The organism is Rathayibacter sp. VKM Ac-2801 (assembly GCF_009834245.1).
GTDB lineage: Bacteria > Actinomycetota > Actinomycetes > Actinomycetales > Microbacteriaceae > Rathayibacter.
The window spans coordinates 2,843,763-2,858,889 of the sequence record NZ_CP047183.1; the positions used below are offsets into that span (position 1 = coordinate 2,843,763).

A 15,127-nucleotide genomic window follows, 5' to 3' on the forward strand; every position below is an offset into this window, starting at 1 on the left:
GATCCCGGGTGAGAGCTCGGCGAGCCGGTCACGACGGCCACAGGCCGTCTGCCCACGCACGCTCGACGGGCAGCGCGTGCGCCGGACGGGGCGGCGCCGGCGGCGTCTCCTCCGGACGGGGCGGCTCCGAGTGGCGCGGCTCCGGGTGGCGCGACTCCGGGTCGGCCCGCTCCTGGTCGGCCGACTCCGGGTCGGACCGCTCCTCGTCGGCCGGAGCGCCCGCGTCGGCCTCCTCCCGGTCAGGCACGGCGCCCTCGCCGGAGCGACAGGACGGCCAGCACCGCCAGCTCGACCGCGAAGACGAACGAGACGACGCCGAAGACGAGCGCGCCGCCGAGCCGGAACACCGGTGTCATCGCGGCGAGGGCGATCATGGGTGCCGTCAGCGCGACGACGAGGGGCCCGCGACCGGCTGCCGGCCGGGCGCGGACAGTGCCGACGATCGCGAGCGCGGTCGCGGCGACGGCGACGAGGACCAGGGCGATCGTCACTCCGATCACCTCGAGGCCGCCGAGCAGGGCTGCGCCGAGCGCAATCCAGGCGAGGGCTCCGACGGCCGCGACGGCGGTCGTGCGAGCGGCGACGGGGGTGCGGGTGGTGGCCGAGTTGCTCATCGGTTCTGTCCTTTCGTTGACGGTCGGGAATCTGCGGACGACAGGGCCGTCCAGTCCCGCGCGTGGATCCCGAGCAGGGCCTCCTCGCGCGGGAGGTACCCGAGCCGGTTCATCAGCATGTGGTTCTGGTGGAACACGAGGTGCTGCGGGGAGCGCGGCACCTCCATCCTCCCGGCCGCGGCGAGGTGGTCGTCGATCGCGCGGAACCAGCGGCGGCGCCACGCCTGCACCCCGGGCAGGGCCGCCGTGCGCCGTAGGCGCTCGCCGACGGCGTCCCGGTGCCCGGCGGCCCGCGCCTCCAGTGCGACGCGCAGCGTCTCGTCGCCGAGGACGGCTCCCGTCCACCATCGCGAGTGGATGTGCCAGAAGCGCGACCAGGAGACGGCCCGCCGCGCGGGCCATCGCTCCGCCCGGGCGCCGTGCAGGAGCGCACCGGCCGCATCGGCGAGCAGGAGCGCCGCGAGCGCATCGCGCGCACCGCCCTTCTCGTGCTCGGAGACGCCCCAGAGTGCGAGCTCCGACGAGAACTCGAACAGTCGCTCCGCCAGCTCGACGCCGTCGAGACCGCCGTACTTGTCGATCTCGGGCTCGTAGACCGCGGGCCGCACCCCGACCGCGTCGCCGGCACCCGCGAGGAGGGCGGCGCCCGCTCCGGGCACGAGCTCGATCCGCCGCGCTCGGGGCGCGGTCGTGATCAGTTCGAGGTGCGCGCCGAGGTCGTCGACGCTGCGCACGAGGCGGTCGAGGCTCGCCCCCGGTCCGAAGACGCGCAGGCGCAGGTGCGGCCCGCTGCGATCGACGTAGCGGAGGAAGAACCAGCGGCTCGCGCCGAGCGCTCGCACCTCGGCGAGCACGGGCGGCAGGAGCCCCGCGACCACATCGTCGGTCGCGTCCACTCCTCCGGTGTACAGGCACGCGTACCACCACTGCGGGGCATCGGCGAGCTCGACCGGCCGCGGCGCGGCCCCGAGGAGCATCACCGGTCCTCACCTCCGAGCAGCACGACGTGCTCGACGGCGCGAAGGGAGCCGTCGGAGGCGCGCGCGTACTCCGAGGGCGCGGGCAGCGCCTCCGTGAACTCGACGCCGCGCAGGTCGTCGCGTCGACGGGCCTCGGCGAGCATCGTCTCGAGCAGCCGGAGCGAGTGCGGGCTGCGCAGATCGATCGCGACGGGCTTGCGGCCCACCGGATCCAGCGCGATGCGCGCCCTGACGAGGCGTGCGAACACCAGCGGCGGCAGTCCGTGCTCGCGCCGCCAGCGTCCGACGGAGCGGAGCATCTCGACATCGCCGCCGGATCCGGACGGCTGACCGCCGGCCAGCAGACCGGCGGGGAGCTGGGAGGCGGGTACGGTCCAGAGCGCGCGACGGGTGACGATCCTCCCGGTGGTGCGCCGTGGGCGCGACACGACCCGATCTGCGTCGGCGAGGACCGCGAACGCGGGCGACCCGAGGCGCGGCAGCCGCCACGGGTCGGCGAGGAGGGCGAGGATCCGCTCCGGCCCGCTGAGCAGGTGCGACGGCACCAGTCCGAGGTAGAAGGGCACGACGGGCGTGCCGTCAGCGGTCAGCAGCTCGATCGACTCGGTGGCCGGATCGTGGTGCAGGCGGAGCCCCGCGAACTCGACCGCGGCGGTCCGGTCCTCCGTCACCGGAGCCTCGACCGGCAACGACAACCGCGGCAGCGTGCCCGCAGCGGCGGACTGCATGCCGTTGATCTCCCACGAGGGCACGAACTCGACGGCGAGCCCGCCCCGCGCGAGACGGCGGGCGCGATCGGCGAGCAGGGGTCGGAGACCGGCGTGCAGCGCGCCGAGACGGCTGACGAGTCCCCCCTGGCCGCCCAGGAGCTGGTTGACCACGAGCAGCGGCGTGCCCCCGTGCACGACCTGCACGGCGACGGCGGCGGTGGCGGTCGGCATCGACCGGCCGAGCGGAGGCTCCGGCACCTCGATCCCCGACGCGTCGGCTCCCGGTCCCGCGAGCGCCGCGCGGAGTGCTTCATCAGCGCTCGCGGCGAGCAGCCAGCGCCACGGGTCCTCGATCGTGCCGCCGACTCCGCAGCGCTCGACGACCGCGGCGACGAGCGCCCGGTACGCGGACGAGCGGGTCGTGCGCCGGGCCACGGAGCCGGCGAAGCGCTCGAACTCGTCCTCGAGGTCGGGCGCGGGGCCGGCGACGGCGACCGACGGAGCCGCGTCGACGTAGACCTCGAAGCGGCGGCGCCCCGCGCTCACGCCGCGATCGGCGAGAGCACGCTCGGCCCGGTCGCGCAGCGCCGCTCGACGGCGGCCGCGCTCGACCCCGGTCAGGGCGGTGACGGCGCGCGCGTCGGCGGCGAGCTCGGCGAGCAGGGCTGCGGCGGGATGCTCGGGGATCGAGGCGTCCAGCCTCGCGGCGAGCACGTCGAGGGGGTGGCGCTCGGCGTAGCCCCAGGGCGCGACGACGCGCAGGAGCCCCGCGTCGAGCATGCGGAGGTAGGCGGCGAACGGATCGCTCCCTCCGAGCTCGTCGAGGAGGCGTCCGAGCGGTCTGCGTCCCCCGCGTTGGAGCGCCTCGAGCACCGCGCCGGTCTCGCGGAGGGCCACCCGCAGGGTGCTGCGCCAGACGAAGTCGGGGGTCTCGATCAGCTCCGCGACGGCGACGGGCTCGCGCACCGGGTCGAGACCGCCGGTGGGCAGCGGCTCGATCTCGAGGGCGGCGACGGCGGTCTCGTCGCGGGCGAGCACGTCGAGCCACGCCGCGGCGTAGGCGCGGGTGACCGCGGCGGCCGGGGCGGAGGGTGCGGGCGCGTCGGCGAGCGCGACCGTGGTGAGGGTGCCGAACGGGCTGGTCTTGCAGGCGGCGCGGGTGGCGTACGAGAGCAGGCTCCTGGCGGCGTGGCGTCCGGGATCGAGGGCGGCACGGCCGGGAGCGGCGGCGAAGTCCGGGCTGGCGTCGGCGATGGCGCCGATCACCTGGGGGTCGTCGCGCAGGGCCGTGAGCGCGGCTGTGGCTCTCGCGGTCCCGAGTTCGACGGCGTCGCGATGGTGCTCGCCGAGCACAGCGCGCAGGCCGGCCGCCTCCGCCCAGGCGGTGACCGCCTCCGCATCGGAGGGACGCTCCGCCAGCGCGATCCCGATCGCGGCGAGCAGGGCGGGGTCGAGGGCGGGCGGAGTCGCCGAGCGGGTGCGGCGGCGCAAGGCCAGCACGGCGCGGCGGAGGGTCCGGTCGTCGTCGAGGAGCGGGACGAGGCGGTGCAGAGCGCCGCTGGCCGCCACGCCCAGAACCGGGAGCCGCGCCTCGAGGTCGTCGAGGCGGGCGGCGAGCTCGTCGGCGCCTTCGGGCGCCTGGGGCAGCCGCTCGGCGTCGAGGCCCGCGACCCGATCGAGACGGAGGCGCTGGACGGGCGTGCGCAGTGCGGTGACGGTGATGCTCATGAGAGGACCTCCACGAGTCCGATGACGGTGCGGGCGACCCCCGCGACCAGAAGCACGAGGAAAGCGAGGCAGGCGAGGGCGTAGCCGATGAAGAATCGGCGGCGGCGGGCGGACAGCGCGGCGACTCCCTGCGGCAGCGGGAGGCGCAGGAGCCGGTGGGTGAGGAAGGAGAGGGCCTGGCCGCGGACGTTCACCTCTCCGACGAGCGCCGAGACGGCGTGGTACCCGTCGGACGGGGTGACCGGGTTCAGGTTCATGACGGTGAGGAACGCCTGGAAGACCAGCAGCACGAACGCGAGATCGCCGACCTCGCCGGGCACGGTCAGCGCGACGACGGCCGTGACTCCGAACCAGAGCTGGTCGTTGACCGGGCCGGCGAGCGAGAGGAAGGCCCGGGATCGCCGGTCCGGGACCCGGTAGGCGTCGGTGCGATCCACGTAGCCCACCGGCATGACGTAGAGCATCAGCCCGATCCCCGCCTCGCGGACGGGAACGCGCAGGTACTGGCAGACCAGCGCGTGCGCGAGCTCGTGCGCGGCGATCTGCGCGAAGAGCAGCGGATAGACGAGCCAGAGGTGGGCGGGTGGGCGCCAGTCGGCACCGGCGGTCGCCAGGGCGAGGACGCCGAGCACGGCGCCGATCGCGGCGAGGGCCGCCCACAGCGCGACCAGGTGCGACCCCGGCACGGAGCGCAGTGGTGCGATCAGCGGTTCGAGCGCTCGGTCGACGCTGCGCGTCAGCGGCAGGCGCAGCAGGTGCTCGCGGCGCATGAACCGAGCGATGCCGCGGCGGCCTCCGACGCGGGCAGGCGGCTCGTCGAGGGCGCCGGCCTGGCGCAGGCCGTGGGCGAGGCGGGCGAGGCGATCGGCGACCTGGTCCGCGTCGCGCTCGCCGCGGATCCGCTCGACGAGTTCGGACCCGGCGGCACTGCCGTCGAACAGCGGCAGGAGGGGGACGACCTCGCGGCCGATCGCGATGTAGCGGCCTGACGCCCCGATGTGCAGGAGGGGCTTGTCGTCGAGGCCGGCGAGAAGCTCCGCGTCGGCGCGCAGACGCGGGCGGCTGTCGCGGAACCAGTCCACGGGCGCGTCCTCCTGTGCGGAGGCGGTGCCGCGGGCAGTGGTCGTGGTGCTCACGCTGTTCCTCGTTTCGAACGGATGCTGAGGGGAGGGTGGAGAGGGTGAGGGGGGGTCGTGCCGCCCACGGTGGAGCGGGCGGCACGACGGGTCAGTCGCCGGCGCTCGAGAAGGAGCTGCCGGTCGAGGCCGAGGAGGCCGGGCAGGACGCCGAGCCGCCGGTCGCGAACGAGCCCGCGGTGGTGAAACCGGCCGCCACCTGGTTGTCGAGCTCCTCGACGGAGAGGTCGTGCGCGAGGAGGTCGTCGGCGAAGAGGTCCTGGTTCTCGCTGGCGTTCTGAGTCATGGTGTGTCCTTTCGAAGGGTGATGCGGTGGGTGGTGCGGATGTCGGCGATCAGCCGAACGAGGAGGCGGATCCGCCCGAGCTCGCCGTCGAGGCGGGGCAGGAGGCCGAGCTGAACGTGCCGGCGGAGCCCCAGGTGCCCAGAGCGGTCTGAGCGTCGAGCTCGTCGACGCCGAAGTCGCCGTCGAGGTCCTGTGAGGTGAGGTCGTCCATGGGAGTGGTCCTTTCGTCGTGGGAGGAGTGGGTGAGGAGGAGTGCCGGCGCGGCTCAGCCGAAGCAGCCGACGGTGCCGAGGGTCGAGGCCGACGAGGCGGGGCACGAGGCCGAGCCGACCGTCGAGCCCGAGCTCAGCGACGCCAGGGCGGCGTCGCCCGGCAGCTCAGCGACATCGAGGGCCTCGATGTCGACCGAGAACAGGTCGTCGTCCGGGGACGAGGAGGCGGGGAGAGCGGTCATGATGCGGTCCTTCCGTTGGTGGTGGTGGTGACGATGTCGCCCTCCACGGCCGGGTGGCCGAGGGAGGCGGCGAACAGCTGGGCGTTCGCGTAGCCGTCGACATCGAGGAGTCGACGAAGTCCAGAGGTGAGGAAGCCCGCGAAGGGGCTGCCGGCGAGCCCGAGTCCCGCGGCCTCGTGCAGCGCCGCCGTGACGGCCGCGGCGGCGCGCGTGTTGACGAAGCGCTCGCCGTGGTCGCCCCAGCGCTCGAGCGCATCGGCGAGCGGCGCGATCGCGATGAGGATGACGGGCGACCAGGCGTACTCGATCTGCAGCACCAGGTCGTCGGCGCTCTCCTCGTCGAGCTCGGCGAGCGGCACGAACTCGTCGCCCTCGAGCCGGAGGATCGCGGGCGACGAGCCGGTCATGCGCCGCGCGGCGACGAGCAGCTCGATGCCGAGTCCCGCCTCCGCCTCGCCCGGCCAGGTGGACGCATCGGCCAGGTGCCCCGCCCGCACGATCTGCGCGACGGCCTCGGCATCGACCCACTGCTCGCGGTAGAACCGCACCGACTCGCGATGCTCGAGCACCGCGTCGAGGCTGTGGAGGCGCGGGGACGCGTCCCGGCTGACGGGAACGGTCGGCAGGCTGGTCGGCCGCACCCCCTGCACTCGCGGGCGGCGGGGCGCCGCAGGCGACGGGCGGGTGGCGAGGGCGGCGGGCGAGAGCCGCACGCTCTGCTGGAGCTCGCCGATCAGCTCGTGCTGGGCGCGGAGCCCCCTCATCGGCGTCGGGATCGTGGTCATCGCGCGGTACCTCCGGTCGTGGTGGATGCGGCGGCCCCGTGCAGCGACACGACGGCCGTCACCGGCTCGGCGTCGAGGTCGATGCCGAGGAGGCGGCCGATCGCGGCGTCGTCCCAGGCGGGAGCCGCGTCGGCACGCAGTCCGTGCTGCGCCGCCAGGAGTCGTGCGTGGGTCACAGCGACCCCCGCATCGAGGTGGACGATGCGCCAGGCGAAGGCGGCGTACTTCGACGCCACCCGTCCGAGCGCACCGGTGAGCACCAGCACGGCGTCGGCGTCGGGATCGACTCCGGCGATGCGGGCGTCGGGGTCGGCCCAGGGCAGTTCGGCCCAGGTGTCGTCCCCGCGCTGGTAGCCGTAGACGCCCGCCGGCAGCCCCGCCACTCTCCGGGCGAGCACGGTGGCCTGCACCGAGCCGAGGTTGCCCCCGGAGGCGGCCCAGCGGTGCACCTTGCCCTCTCGCGGGGTGCCGCTCTCGCGGTTGCCTGCGGTGCGGATCACGAGGTCGGCGAGGACTCCGGCGGTCAGCGCGGACCCCTCGGTCTCGCGATCGGCCAGCGCCACGGTGCGCGCGCTCGGCCAGCGCTTGGAGTCGCGCTGCAGCACGATGTTCGACTGCTTGTAGTGGACCTGGTGGTCCTTCGGCGAGGCGAGGGCGCGCGGCGGGAACGCAGTCGACGCCTCGAAGGCGTAGGCGAGCGGGATCCCGTCGGGTGTCGACGGCACCGCCACCAGCCGGTCCTGCACCAGGGTCTCGAGGTCGAGCCGCACGAGAGACTGCTGCGACAGCGGCGTCCCGACTCGCGAGAGCAGGGCGGCGACGTCACCGGCGACGAGAGCGGCGGCCAGCGGGTGGTCCAGGGCGCTCGGGTCGTCGTGGGTCTCCGCCGCGATCTGGTCGGCGATGTCGTCGAACCGAGCGGTGTAGGAGGGATCGACGTAGGGCCCGTAGTACAGCCGGCGCCCGCGCAGCCGGACCGGCAGCACGCCCACGCCGGCGGCCGCGGCGCGCTCGGCGTCTCTGCGCAGCGATGCGGAGTCGCCGACGAGGATCAGCAGAGTCCGACCACCGACGGAGGCGGTGCCCGGCTCGACGAGTCGGACCTCGCCGATCTCGGTGAGTCGCAGCTCCGCGGTCAGCTCCTCGGCGAGGCCGGACGAGGTCGGTCCGGCGGCGACGAGCACCCGGCTGGTCCGCAGCCGCTGCACAGCCTCGGCGCCGGAGGCGTTCACCCGGGTCGAATCGATCGAGCGGGAGTAGAAGGCCAGGGCGGCGGGGTCCGCGCCGGTGACGTCGGGGGCGCCCTGGGCGTCCTCGAGCAGTCCGCTGGCGTAGAGCAGAGCGACGGCCGAGTGGGTCGCCCGCAGCGCCCGCCCGGTCTCCGCGGCGAGCTCCTCGATCGAACGGGAGCCGTCGAGCAGCGGCAGCAGAGCGCCGAGCACGGCGCCGGCCGCGCGCCCGCCGAGCAGCTGCCGGGTCGGCCCTCCCTCGACGAGCACGCCGTCGTCGCCGGGGACGACGACCAGGCCGGGGGCCAGCCGCGGGCGCCGCGGGAGGCGGAACTGCGGATCGGTCAGCGCGGCGACGCCCATCGCCTCGGCCCCGAGAACTCCGGATTCAGACATGGTGGGCACTCCTCCGGTCGGTCGCGCCGAGGGCGGCGAGCTCGGTCGACAGCGCCGACCAGGTCGAGTCGGGGCGGGGCACTCCGCAGCGCTCGCAGCCGTGCACAGGGATCAGCTCGGTGCGGTGGGTGGTGCCGTTCAGCAGGTGCACCGTGCGCACGACGTTGCGCTCCTCGGCGATGCGCCCCTCCCGCACGGCTGTCGCGATGCCGGCGAGCAGAGCGACGGCGACCGAGACGTGCTGCGGAAGGTGCCCGGCGGGGCCCGCGGACGGATCGGCGGCGTAGTGGCGCCACAGTGCCTCCGCTCGTTCGAGACCGCCGTCGTGCTGCCGCTGGCGCCGCTCGAGGCAGCGCTGGCAGCCGCCGATCGTGGCGGACGGGCCGCCCGAGCCGCCCGGCACGAGGGTCGGACCGACCCGGAGCCGGGGGTGGACGAGGACGGCCTGGGTGGTGGGCACACCCGTCTCGACGGAGGAGCGGTCGACGGCCTCGAAGAGCGCTGCCGACTCGCGCCAGGCGAGAGCGATCCGCAGATCGGGGTGCGGCCAGTAGGAGGGGTCGAGGCCGCGGTCGGGGGTGACCCGGTCGGCCGCGGTGACGTCGCCCGCGGCGCGCAGCACCGCAGTGAGGCGGTCCGCGACGGCCTCGGCCGCATCGCCCGAGGCGAGGAGGTGAACTCTCATGATGTCGTCCTTGATCTGCCGGGCCGGGTCAGGCGAACGGCTGCGGGAGCGGGTTGAGGCCGGCCTCGTCGGCGGCGGGATATCCCATCGCGACGGGGGCCTCGTAGAGGCGGGGGTGGGCGAGGTAGCGGCCGGTGTGCACGAACGAGAGCGGCATCAGCTCGGGCACGATCACCCGGACCACGCGGAAGCCGGCTGCCCGCGCCTCCTCGGTCGTGATCTCGACCACGACCACCTCGGCGCCGATGGCGTCGAGACGCTCGACCATGCCGTGCAGCTCGGTCTCGGGGTCGCCGCGGAGCTGCGACGGGATCTCGGACAGCCGGCGGGTCGCAGTCGAGGTGAGCAGGAAGTCGTAGTCGCGGATCCGCTGCGGCTCGCCCATGTAGCTGGCCCCGTGGAACACCGACGTGAAGTCGGCGACGTCGTCGGGCCGGCCGCGCGAGGCCTGCATGGCGATGCGCGACGATGCGGACTCCCGGAGCATCTTGGCGACCGAGTCGACCGGGTCGAGCGAGGTGTTGCACATCACGAGCTGGCCGAGCACCTCGTTCTCGGGGGTGACGTCGACGGAGTAGAAGGTCGGCACGCCGACGTCGGTCGTCGCGTCGTAGAAGCGGGTCTGCACGTGACTGGTGCGGTAGCGCTCGAGGAACGGCGCGAGGCGCTCGTCGTCGACGTCGATGTCGAGCTGCGGCCACGGGAGCCGCTGCAGCCAGGTGAGGGCGATCGAGTCGCGCTCGATGACCTCGCTGAGCCCGTTGATCACGGCCTGGGCGAGCGACGTGTGGGTCGCGCATCCGGTCGAGATCGGCATCGTGAAGCGCTCGGCCGGCGTCCGGGCCGGGATGTGCAGCCAGGTGGAGACGGCCGGGACGTACACGGGCCGCGAACGGGTCAGCGACCAGCCGCGCGTCCAGCGGAGGGGCGCGGTCGTGTCGACCGGGGCGTGGATCGAGCGCGGGTGGGCGAGCTCCGCCTCCGAGCACTGCGGGAAGCGGCGCAGGTCGATGCCCTCGTCGCCGAGCTCGTCCGAGGTGGCCCAGATCAGCTGGTCCTCGGGGACGAAGCACGAGGCGTAGCGCTCGATCGCCTCGGCGAGGCAGAGGCGGGAGGCCTTCTCGGGGTCGAGGGCGCCGCCGGCGCCGTCGATCCCGCCGCGAGTGGAGCCTCCGCGGGTCGATTCCCGGACGTTCGGCGAGACGGGCGAGAGGTCGCCGATCTGCGCGACGTAGATCGGGAAGCCGGGCTCACCGGGCTGGTTGGGCAGCCGGTCGACGCCGTGGACGACTCCGAGCGGGCCGACGAGGCGGTCGAGATCGGCGAGACGGCCGAGGTCGTGCTGCGCGCCGGTCATCGCTTCTCCCCCTGGTCCCAGCGGAAGAGCACGGTCGCCAGTGCTGCGGCGAGCGCCGCGACCGCGGCCATGACGCCCCAGGCGACCCCGATGTCCACAGCGTCCGCCGCTCCGACCAGATCGACCGAGAGGGCGTTCGCGAGCACCGTCGTCGGCAGCCAGGAGACGACCGCCTGAACCTCGGGAGGGAACACGCTGAGCGGGATGACGGACCCGGAGAGCATCAGCGCCACGGGGATCAGCAGCGAGACCACGGTGGTGGTCGCCTCCGAGTTCGAGGCCCGCGAGCCGATCAGGTAGCCGATCGCGAAGAGCATGGTCAGGCCGATCAGGGCCGTCACGATCAGCCGGGGCACGGCGGCCGGGCTGAGGTAGCCCAGCACCGCGGTGACCGCGATCACGAGAGCCAGCTGCGCCACTCCGAGCAGGAACCGGGCCGGCGACTGAGACAGGATGAACGTCGAGCGCCGCAGCGGAGTGGTGCCGAGCAGGCGCAGAGTGCCCTTGCCGCGCAGACCCACGACGGGCACGGCGGTGCCGAGCAGAGCGAGGGTGAGGAAGGAGACCATCACGATCGAGGCGAGGCTGTTGCGCAGTGGATCGAAGACCGCCGTGCCGTCGCTGTAGCCCGCCGAGATGCTCGTCCGCGCGATCCCCTCGGCGGCGACGCTGTCGACCAGGCCGCGCCACTGCGGCTTCTCCTGCGCGTCGAGCAGCACGGTCGCGCCGCCCTCCTGCACGGTGACGATCGCCGTCGACCCCGGAGCGGTCGTGCCCGGAGCCGCCTCGGTCGCGGTGAAGCCGTCGGCCTCGAGCCGGTCGACGAGCGCGGCGCTGCCGGCCGACTCCGCGACCGTCACCACGGGCCGGGGCGACTCCGCATCGATCGTGTTCGCCAGGAACCAGAACAGCCCCAGGAAGAACAGCGGGAAGAACAGGAGGAAGAACATCGTCTTCCCGTCGCGGAGCAGCTCGCGCGCGTTGGTCAGGCTCAGCTCGGCCAGCGCGGAGCGCGGCGGGGCCTCGAGAGTGGCGGTCATCGGTTCTTCCGTCCCTTCCGCTTCGTCCCGCGGGAGCGGGACTCGTAGTCGCTCGTCTCGGCGAGTGCGAGGAACACGTCCTCGAGTGTCCGGGTCGCGACGGTCAGGTCGCGGGGCCGCCAGCCGGCGGTGGTCAGGTGGGCGATCAGATCGTCGGAGTCGCTGGTGACGACCTCCACGCGCTGCTCGTCGGCGCCGGGCGAGGTCTCGAGCGACACGACCCCCGGATGAGCCAGCAGCGCGTCGGGAGCGGCCTCGAGCGGGAGCGTGAACGACACCCGGCGATGCGCGGAGCGCTGGCGCACCAGCTCCTCGGGGGCGCCGACTGCGACGATCGCGCCGTCGACGACGATCGCGACGCGGTCGCAGAGCACGCTCGCCTCGTCCATGTGGTGCGTGGTGACGACGACCGTGGTGCCCCGTTCGCGGAGCGAGGCGATCAGGCCCCAGAGACTCTGACGCGCTGCCGGATCCAGACCGGCCGAGGGCTCGTCGAGCACCACCAGCTCAGGATCGCCGATCAGGGCGACGCCGAGCAGGAGGCGCCGGCGCTGGCCGCCCGAGAGCCGCTTCACGCGCACCCCGGCCTGGTCGGCCAGGCCGATACGCTCGGCGATCTCGGCGACCGGCCGCGGTGCGGTGTGCAGCGAGGCGAACAGGCGCAGCGTCTCGGCGACGCTCAGAGTGTCGTAGAGGCTCGCCTCCTGCGGCTGCACGGCGACGCGGGCGGTGAGGGCGGCCCGGTCGGCCGCAGGATCGAGACCCAGGATGCGGACGGAGCCGCCGCTCGGACGACGCAGCCCCACCAGCAGGTCGATCGTGGTGGTCTTGCCGGCACCGTTGGGACCGAGGAGGCCGAAGACCTCGCCGCGACCGACCCGGAGGTCGAGGCCTGCGACCGCACGGAACTCGCCGTACGTCTTCACCAGACCCTCGACGACGACGACGTCGCCGTCGGAGGAGCGGCCCGCCCTCTGCGGTGCGGCTGCCGGTCGTTGCAGGATGCTCATGCTCTTCCTTCGTTCTGTGTCGGAGGGTCGCGGGTCGGAGGGGCGGGGCCTGCGGCTCACCAGTCCCAGATCTGCGGACGGACGACGCCGGGGGCGACGCGCTCGACGATCCGCTCGAGCTGCTGCACGTGCTGCGTGTCCTGCACGTCCTGCACCTGCTGCAGGGTCGCGGCGCTGAGCGGATCCGCCGAGGCCGGTCCGGCGGCGGCGGTCGCGAGTCCCACCGCCACGGCGGCAGTGATCAGGAGCTGGCGGGTCTTCGACATGGGCTGTCCCTCGTTCCGGTGGTCCGTGCCGGAGAGGAAGGGATCCTCGTCGGCCTGTGGATCGAGACTCGCCGACCCTCGAGGGGGCCACAACGTCAGCTTCCGGGCATGCCCTCTGCTGCCATCGAGAGCCCGCCGCCGGCCCGGAACGGCGGGGGAACGGCGTCCGGAGGGGCCGCGGCAGCTTCCGGACGTGACAGCTTCCTGACGTCGTCGACGGCCTGCGTCAAGGGGGGTACGGGCGCCGCGCCCGGCGCGTACTGTTCGGCTGATGACAGCCGACAACGACACCCCCGTCGCACCCGCCGCGGTCCTCTTCGACATCGACGGGACCCTCGCCGACACGAACTTCCTCCACGTCGAGGCGTGGTCGCGCGCCTTCTGGCAGGCCGACCTCGTCGTCCCCGCCTGGCGCATCCAGCGCGCGATCGGCGCCGACTCGTCGGAGCTGCTCGACATGCTCCTCGACGACGAGGTGAAGGAGGAGCAGCGTGCGCTGGTGAAGTCGCTGCACACGAAGAACTACGCCGAGACGACGGCACGCATCGTTCCTCTGCCGGGGGCTCGCGAGCTCGTCGCGACGCTCGTCGGTCGAGGCGTCCGCGTCGTCCTCGCCACCTCGGCGCCGCAGAACGAGCTCGATGTGCTTCTCGACGTCCTCGACTTCGGCGGATCGGTCCACGCTGTCACCAGCGGTGAAGACGTCGCCACCGCGAAGCCCGCCCCTGACCTGATCGCGATCGCCCTCGAGCGCGCGGGCGTCTCCGCCGATCGCGCCCTCATGGTCGGCGACGCGACGTGGGACGTCCTGGCCGCCGAGCGCGCGGGCCTCGCGACGGTCGGAGTCCTCTCCGGCGGCACCTCGGAGCACGAACTCCGCGAAGCCGGAGCCGTCGCCGTCTACGAGGACGCGGCGGCCGTCCTCTCCGGTCTCGGCGAAGGACCCCTCGCGAGCCTCCTGAACTGACCAGCCGCCTGCCCAGGAGGCTCACGAGCCTCAGTCGCGGGGTCGCCGCCGCAGCACGAGGAGCGTCACTCCGATGGCGGCGGCGACCGCGACGAGAGCGCCGCCGATCCACAGCACGTCCCCGAGAAGTGCCGGGTCCGATCCGGACGCCGCCTGCGCCTCGTCGGCGGACTCTGCCCGTCCTCCCGAGACGGCGACGGTGCCGTTGCAGTCCGGGACCGAGTCCGACCCCTCGGCGAGCGCGGTCCCGTCGGCCGGCGCCCAGTCGAACGCGTACTGGCCGGACACAGGGTGCCCGTCGGTGGACACGACCTGCCAGGTCACCTCGTACTCCCCCGCCGCGCCGAGCTGGAGCGGCATCGACGCTTCCGGCCCGACGACGCTGACGCAGCCGTCGCCGTAGTAGAGCCCGTCCGGCCCGACGACGCGCAGAGCCGCCGCCGTCCCGTCCGTCCCGAGGACGAGCAGGTCGTCGTTCGTCGTCAGCACCAGCGTTCCCGGCTGCTCCGTCACCGTCGAGTCCGCCGCGGGAGTCGTCGAGACGAGGTAGTTGTGCGCGCTGGCGGGCGCCGCCACCGCGATCGAGCCGAGCAGCCCGATCGCGGTCGCGGCGACCAGGACCCTCCGACGGGTCACGCCGACGCCTTGGGTCCGCGGCGGCGGGAGGCTAGCCCGACGGCCACGCCGACCGCGCCGACGACGAGCCCGCCGACTCCGAGGATGCGGGCGAGCACGTCGTCGCTGCTCGTGGCCGTCGTCGCCGAGGCGGTGGTCGCGACCGCGTCGTCACCGTCGCCGTCGTCGTCGTGTCCTCCCCCGTGGCCGGACCCCGCGTCCGCGGCGGTCACGGCGACGGTGGGAGCGGGCAGCTCGGGCTCGTCCTGGCCCTCGACGGTCGGCTGGTCCCAGGCGGTGCTGCCGGTCTCGCACGTCTGGAGCACGGGGAACTCCAGCGTGGAGCCCGCCGCGTCCTCGGGGAGCTGCAGCTGGAGGGCGACGGTGTCGCGATAGCCGTCGGCGAGGGGCGTCTTCGCCGTGTAGACCACGTCCGAGACGCGCTGCGTCGCCGTGTTCCCGTGGGAGTCGGTGACCGGGTCCGCGATCGCGACCTCGTTCTTCACGACGTCCCAGTTCGGGTTGATCGTCGGGCTGACCGAGTTGATGCCGTCGGGCATCGTGATCGTGAGTCCCGTCGTCGGCGAGCCCTCGCAGCCGTGGGCCAGCGAGAACGTCACCACCGTGTAGGAGCCGGCGGCGGTGCTGCTCGCCGCGGCGGTCACGTGCGCGCTGGCCGCCGTGGGCGCGGCGAGAGCGAGCGCGATCGATCCGGCGGCGACGAGTGCGCCGCTGCCGGCGAGACGGAGCCGCGAGAAGGAGGAGGAGGAAGAAGAAGAAGAAGAGCGGGTCATGACGGTCGTGTCCTCGGGGGAGATCCGGCGCGAGGCCGGGAGTTCAGGACGCAGCGCGGGTTCGCGGTGCGTGCG

General features: G+C 73.9%; 18 protein-coding genes. 1 reads left to right on the forward strand and 17 read right to left on the reverse strand.

Annotated elements, in window-relative coordinates:
• Positions 1-28 precede the first annotated feature (28 nt).
• The 15 genes from GSU45_RS13245 to GSU45_RS13315 all read right to left on the reverse strand — a co-directional run bounded on the left by GSU45_RS13245 (position 29) and on the right by GSU45_RS13315 (position 12,676).
• Positions 29-247 (reverse strand): hypothetical protein, encoded by a 219-nt coding sequence (locus GSU45_RS13245; RefSeq protein WP_159915551.1) that lies wholly within the window; start codon positions 245-247, stop codon positions 29-31.
• Entirely contained in the window at positions 240-614 is a 375-nt protein-coding gene (locus GSU45_RS13250) for a hypothetical protein (RefSeq protein WP_159915553.1), read from the reverse strand. The genes GSU45_RS13245 and GSU45_RS13250 overlap by 8 nt, the downstream gene beginning before the upstream one ends.
• Positions 611-1,591, reverse strand: coding sequence for a lantibiotic dehydratase C-terminal domain-containing protein (locus GSU45_RS13255; RefSeq protein ID WP_159915555.1), 981 nt, complete (start codon positions 1,589-1,591; stop codon positions 611-613). The genes GSU45_RS13250 and GSU45_RS13255 overlap by 4 nt, the downstream gene beginning before the upstream one ends.
• Positions 1,591-4,032 carry a hypothetical protein gene (locus tag GSU45_RS13260; protein ID WP_159915557.1) on the reverse strand — a complete coding sequence of 814 codons (2,442 nt, stop codon included), beginning with the start codon at positions 4,030-4,032 and terminating at the stop codon, positions 1,591-1,593. The genes GSU45_RS13255 and GSU45_RS13260 overlap by 1 nt, the downstream gene beginning before the upstream one ends.
• On the reverse strand, positions 4,029-5,168 hold the full coding sequence (locus tag GSU45_RS13265) for a M50 family metallopeptidase (protein ID WP_159915559.1): 1,140 nt from the start codon (positions 5,166-5,168) through the stop codon (positions 4,029-4,031). The genes GSU45_RS13260 and GSU45_RS13265 overlap by 4 nt, the downstream gene beginning before the upstream one ends.
• Before the next feature lie 91 nt (positions 5,169-5,259).
• A complete protein-coding gene (locus tag GSU45_RS13270; protein WP_104276864.1) occupies positions 5,260-5,454 on the reverse strand; it encodes a thiocillin family RiPP in 195 nt (64 codons plus the stop codon).
• Positions 5,455-5,503: 49 nt separating this feature from the next.
• The gene (locus GSU45_RS13275; RefSeq protein WP_104276863.1) at positions 5,504-5,665 is read right to left on the reverse strand and encodes a thiocillin family RiPP; all 162 of its coding nucleotides are present in this window, start codon (positions 5,663-5,665) and stop codon (positions 5,504-5,506) included.
• Between the two features lie 54 nt (positions 5,666-5,719).
• On the reverse strand, positions 5,720-5,908 hold the full coding sequence (locus tag GSU45_RS13280) for a thiocillin family RiPP (protein WP_159915561.1): 189 nt from the start codon (positions 5,906-5,908) through the stop codon (positions 5,720-5,722).
• Entirely contained in the window at positions 5,905-6,693 is a 789-nt protein-coding gene (locus tag GSU45_RS13285; RefSeq protein ID WP_159915563.1) for a nitroreductase family protein, read from the reverse strand. Before GSU45_RS13285 ends, GSU45_RS13280 begins: the two co-directional genes overlap by 4 nt.
• Complete coding sequence (locus GSU45_RS13290; protein WP_159915565.1) at positions 6,690-8,318, reverse strand: hypothetical protein; 1,629 nt, start codon at positions 8,316-8,318, stop codon at positions 6,690-6,692. Before GSU45_RS13290 ends, GSU45_RS13285 begins: the two co-directional genes overlap by 4 nt.
• On the reverse strand, positions 8,311-9,003 hold the full coding sequence (locus tag GSU45_RS13295; RefSeq protein WP_159915567.1) for a hypothetical protein: 693 nt from the start codon (positions 9,001-9,003) through the stop codon (positions 8,311-8,313). The genes GSU45_RS13290 and GSU45_RS13295 overlap by 8 nt, the downstream gene beginning before the upstream one ends.
• A gap of 28 nt (positions 9,004-9,031) precedes the next feature.
• Positions 9,032-10,360 carry a YcaO-like family protein gene (locus tag GSU45_RS13300; RefSeq protein WP_159915569.1) on the reverse strand — a complete coding sequence of 443 codons (1,329 nt, stop codon included), beginning with the start codon at positions 10,358-10,360 and terminating at the stop codon, positions 9,032-9,034.
• Positions 10,357-11,400, reverse strand: a complete 1,044-nt coding sequence (locus tag GSU45_RS13305; protein WP_159915571.1) for an ABC transporter permease — start codon at positions 11,398-11,400, stop codon at positions 10,357-10,359. Before GSU45_RS13305 ends, GSU45_RS13300 begins: the two co-directional genes overlap by 4 nt.
• Complete coding sequence (locus tag GSU45_RS13310) at positions 11,397-12,410, reverse strand: ABC transporter ATP-binding protein (protein ID WP_159915573.1); 1,014 nt, start codon at positions 12,408-12,410, stop codon at positions 11,397-11,399. Before GSU45_RS13310 ends, GSU45_RS13305 begins: the two co-directional genes overlap by 4 nt.
• 56 nt (positions 12,411-12,466) lie before the next feature.
• A complete protein-coding gene (locus GSU45_RS13315; RefSeq protein WP_159915575.1) occupies positions 12,467-12,676 on the reverse strand; it encodes a hypothetical protein in 210 nt (69 codons plus the stop codon).
• Between the two features lie 271 nt (positions 12,677-12,947).
• On the opposite strand from GSU45_RS13315, the gene GSU45_RS13320 reads away from it, so the two are divergent.
• Positions 12,948-13,643, forward strand: coding sequence for an HAD family hydrolase (locus GSU45_RS13320; protein WP_159915577.1), 696 nt, complete (start codon positions 12,948-12,950; stop codon positions 13,641-13,643).
• A gap of 30 nt (positions 13,644-13,673) precedes the next feature.
• On the opposite strand, the gene GSU45_RS13325 is transcribed toward GSU45_RS13320, so the two are convergent.
• A complete protein-coding gene (locus GSU45_RS13325; RefSeq protein ID WP_159915579.1) occupies positions 13,674-14,279 on the reverse strand; it encodes a copper resistance CopC family protein in 606 nt (201 codons plus the stop codon).
• Positions 14,276-15,052, reverse strand: coding sequence for a YcnI family protein (locus GSU45_RS13330; RefSeq protein ID WP_159915581.1), 777 nt, complete (start codon positions 15,050-15,052; stop codon positions 14,276-14,278). Before GSU45_RS13330 ends, GSU45_RS13325 begins: the two co-directional genes overlap by 4 nt.
• Positions 15,053-15,127: the final 75 nt, after the last annotated feature.

Bases quoted from the DNA above. Each gene is read 5' to 3' on its own strand.
- GSU45_RS13250 (WP_159915553.1), bottom strand. From the start codon at position 614: ATGAGCAACTCGGCCACCACCCGCACCCCCGTCGCCGCTCGCACGACC.
- GSU45_RS13255 (WP_159915555.1), bottom strand. From the start codon at position 1,591: ATGCTCCTCGGGGCCGCGCCGCGGCCGGTCGAGCTCGCCGATGCCCCG.
- GSU45_RS13260 (WP_159915557.1), bottom strand. From the start codon at position 4,032: ATGAGCATCACCGTCACCGCACTGCGCACGCCCGTCCAGCGCCTCCGT.
- GSU45_RS13270 (WP_104276864.1), bottom strand. From the start codon at position 5,454: ATGACTCAGAACGCCAGCGAGAACCAGGACCTCTTCGCCGACGACCTC.
- GSU45_RS13275 (WP_104276863.1), bottom strand. From the start codon at position 5,665: ATGGACGACCTCACCTCACAGGACCTCGACGGCGACTTCGGCGTCGAC.
- GSU45_RS13280 (WP_159915561.1), bottom strand. From the start codon at position 5,908: ATGACCGCTCTCCCCGCCTCCTCGTCCCCGGACGACGACCTGTTCTCG.
- GSU45_RS13285 (WP_159915563.1), bottom strand. From the start codon at position 6,693: ATGACCACGATCCCGACGCCGATGAGGGGGCTCCGCGCCCAGCACGAG.
- GSU45_RS13290 (WP_159915565.1), bottom strand. From the start codon at position 8,318: ATGTCTGAATCCGGAGTTCTCGGGGCCGAGGCGATGGGCGTCGCCGCG.
- GSU45_RS13295 (WP_159915567.1), bottom strand. From the start codon at position 9,003: ATGAGAGTTCACCTCCTCGCCTCGGGCGATGCGGCCGAGGCCGTCGCG.
- GSU45_RS13300 (WP_159915569.1), bottom strand. From the start codon at position 10,360: ATGACCGGCGCGCAGCACGACCTCGGCCGTCTCGCCGATCTCGACCGC.
- GSU45_RS13305 (WP_159915571.1), bottom strand. From the start codon at position 11,400: ATGACCGCCACTCTCGAGGCCCCGCCGCGCTCCGCGCTGGCCGAGCTG.
- GSU45_RS13310 (WP_159915573.1), bottom strand. From the start codon at position 12,410: ATGAGCATCCTGCAACGACCGGCAGCCGCACCGCAGAGGGCGGGCCGC.
- GSU45_RS13315 (WP_159915575.1), bottom strand. From the start codon at position 12,676: ATGTCGAAGACCCGCCAGCTCCTGATCACTGCCGCCGTGGCGGTGGGA.
- GSU45_RS13320 (WP_159915577.1), top strand. From the start codon at position 12,948: ATGACAGCCGACAACGACACCCCCGTCGCACCCGCCGCGGTCCTCTTC.
- GSU45_RS13330 (WP_159915581.1), bottom strand. From the start codon at position 15,052: ATGACCCGCTCTTCTTCTTCTTCTTCCTCCTCCTCCTTCTCGCGGCTC.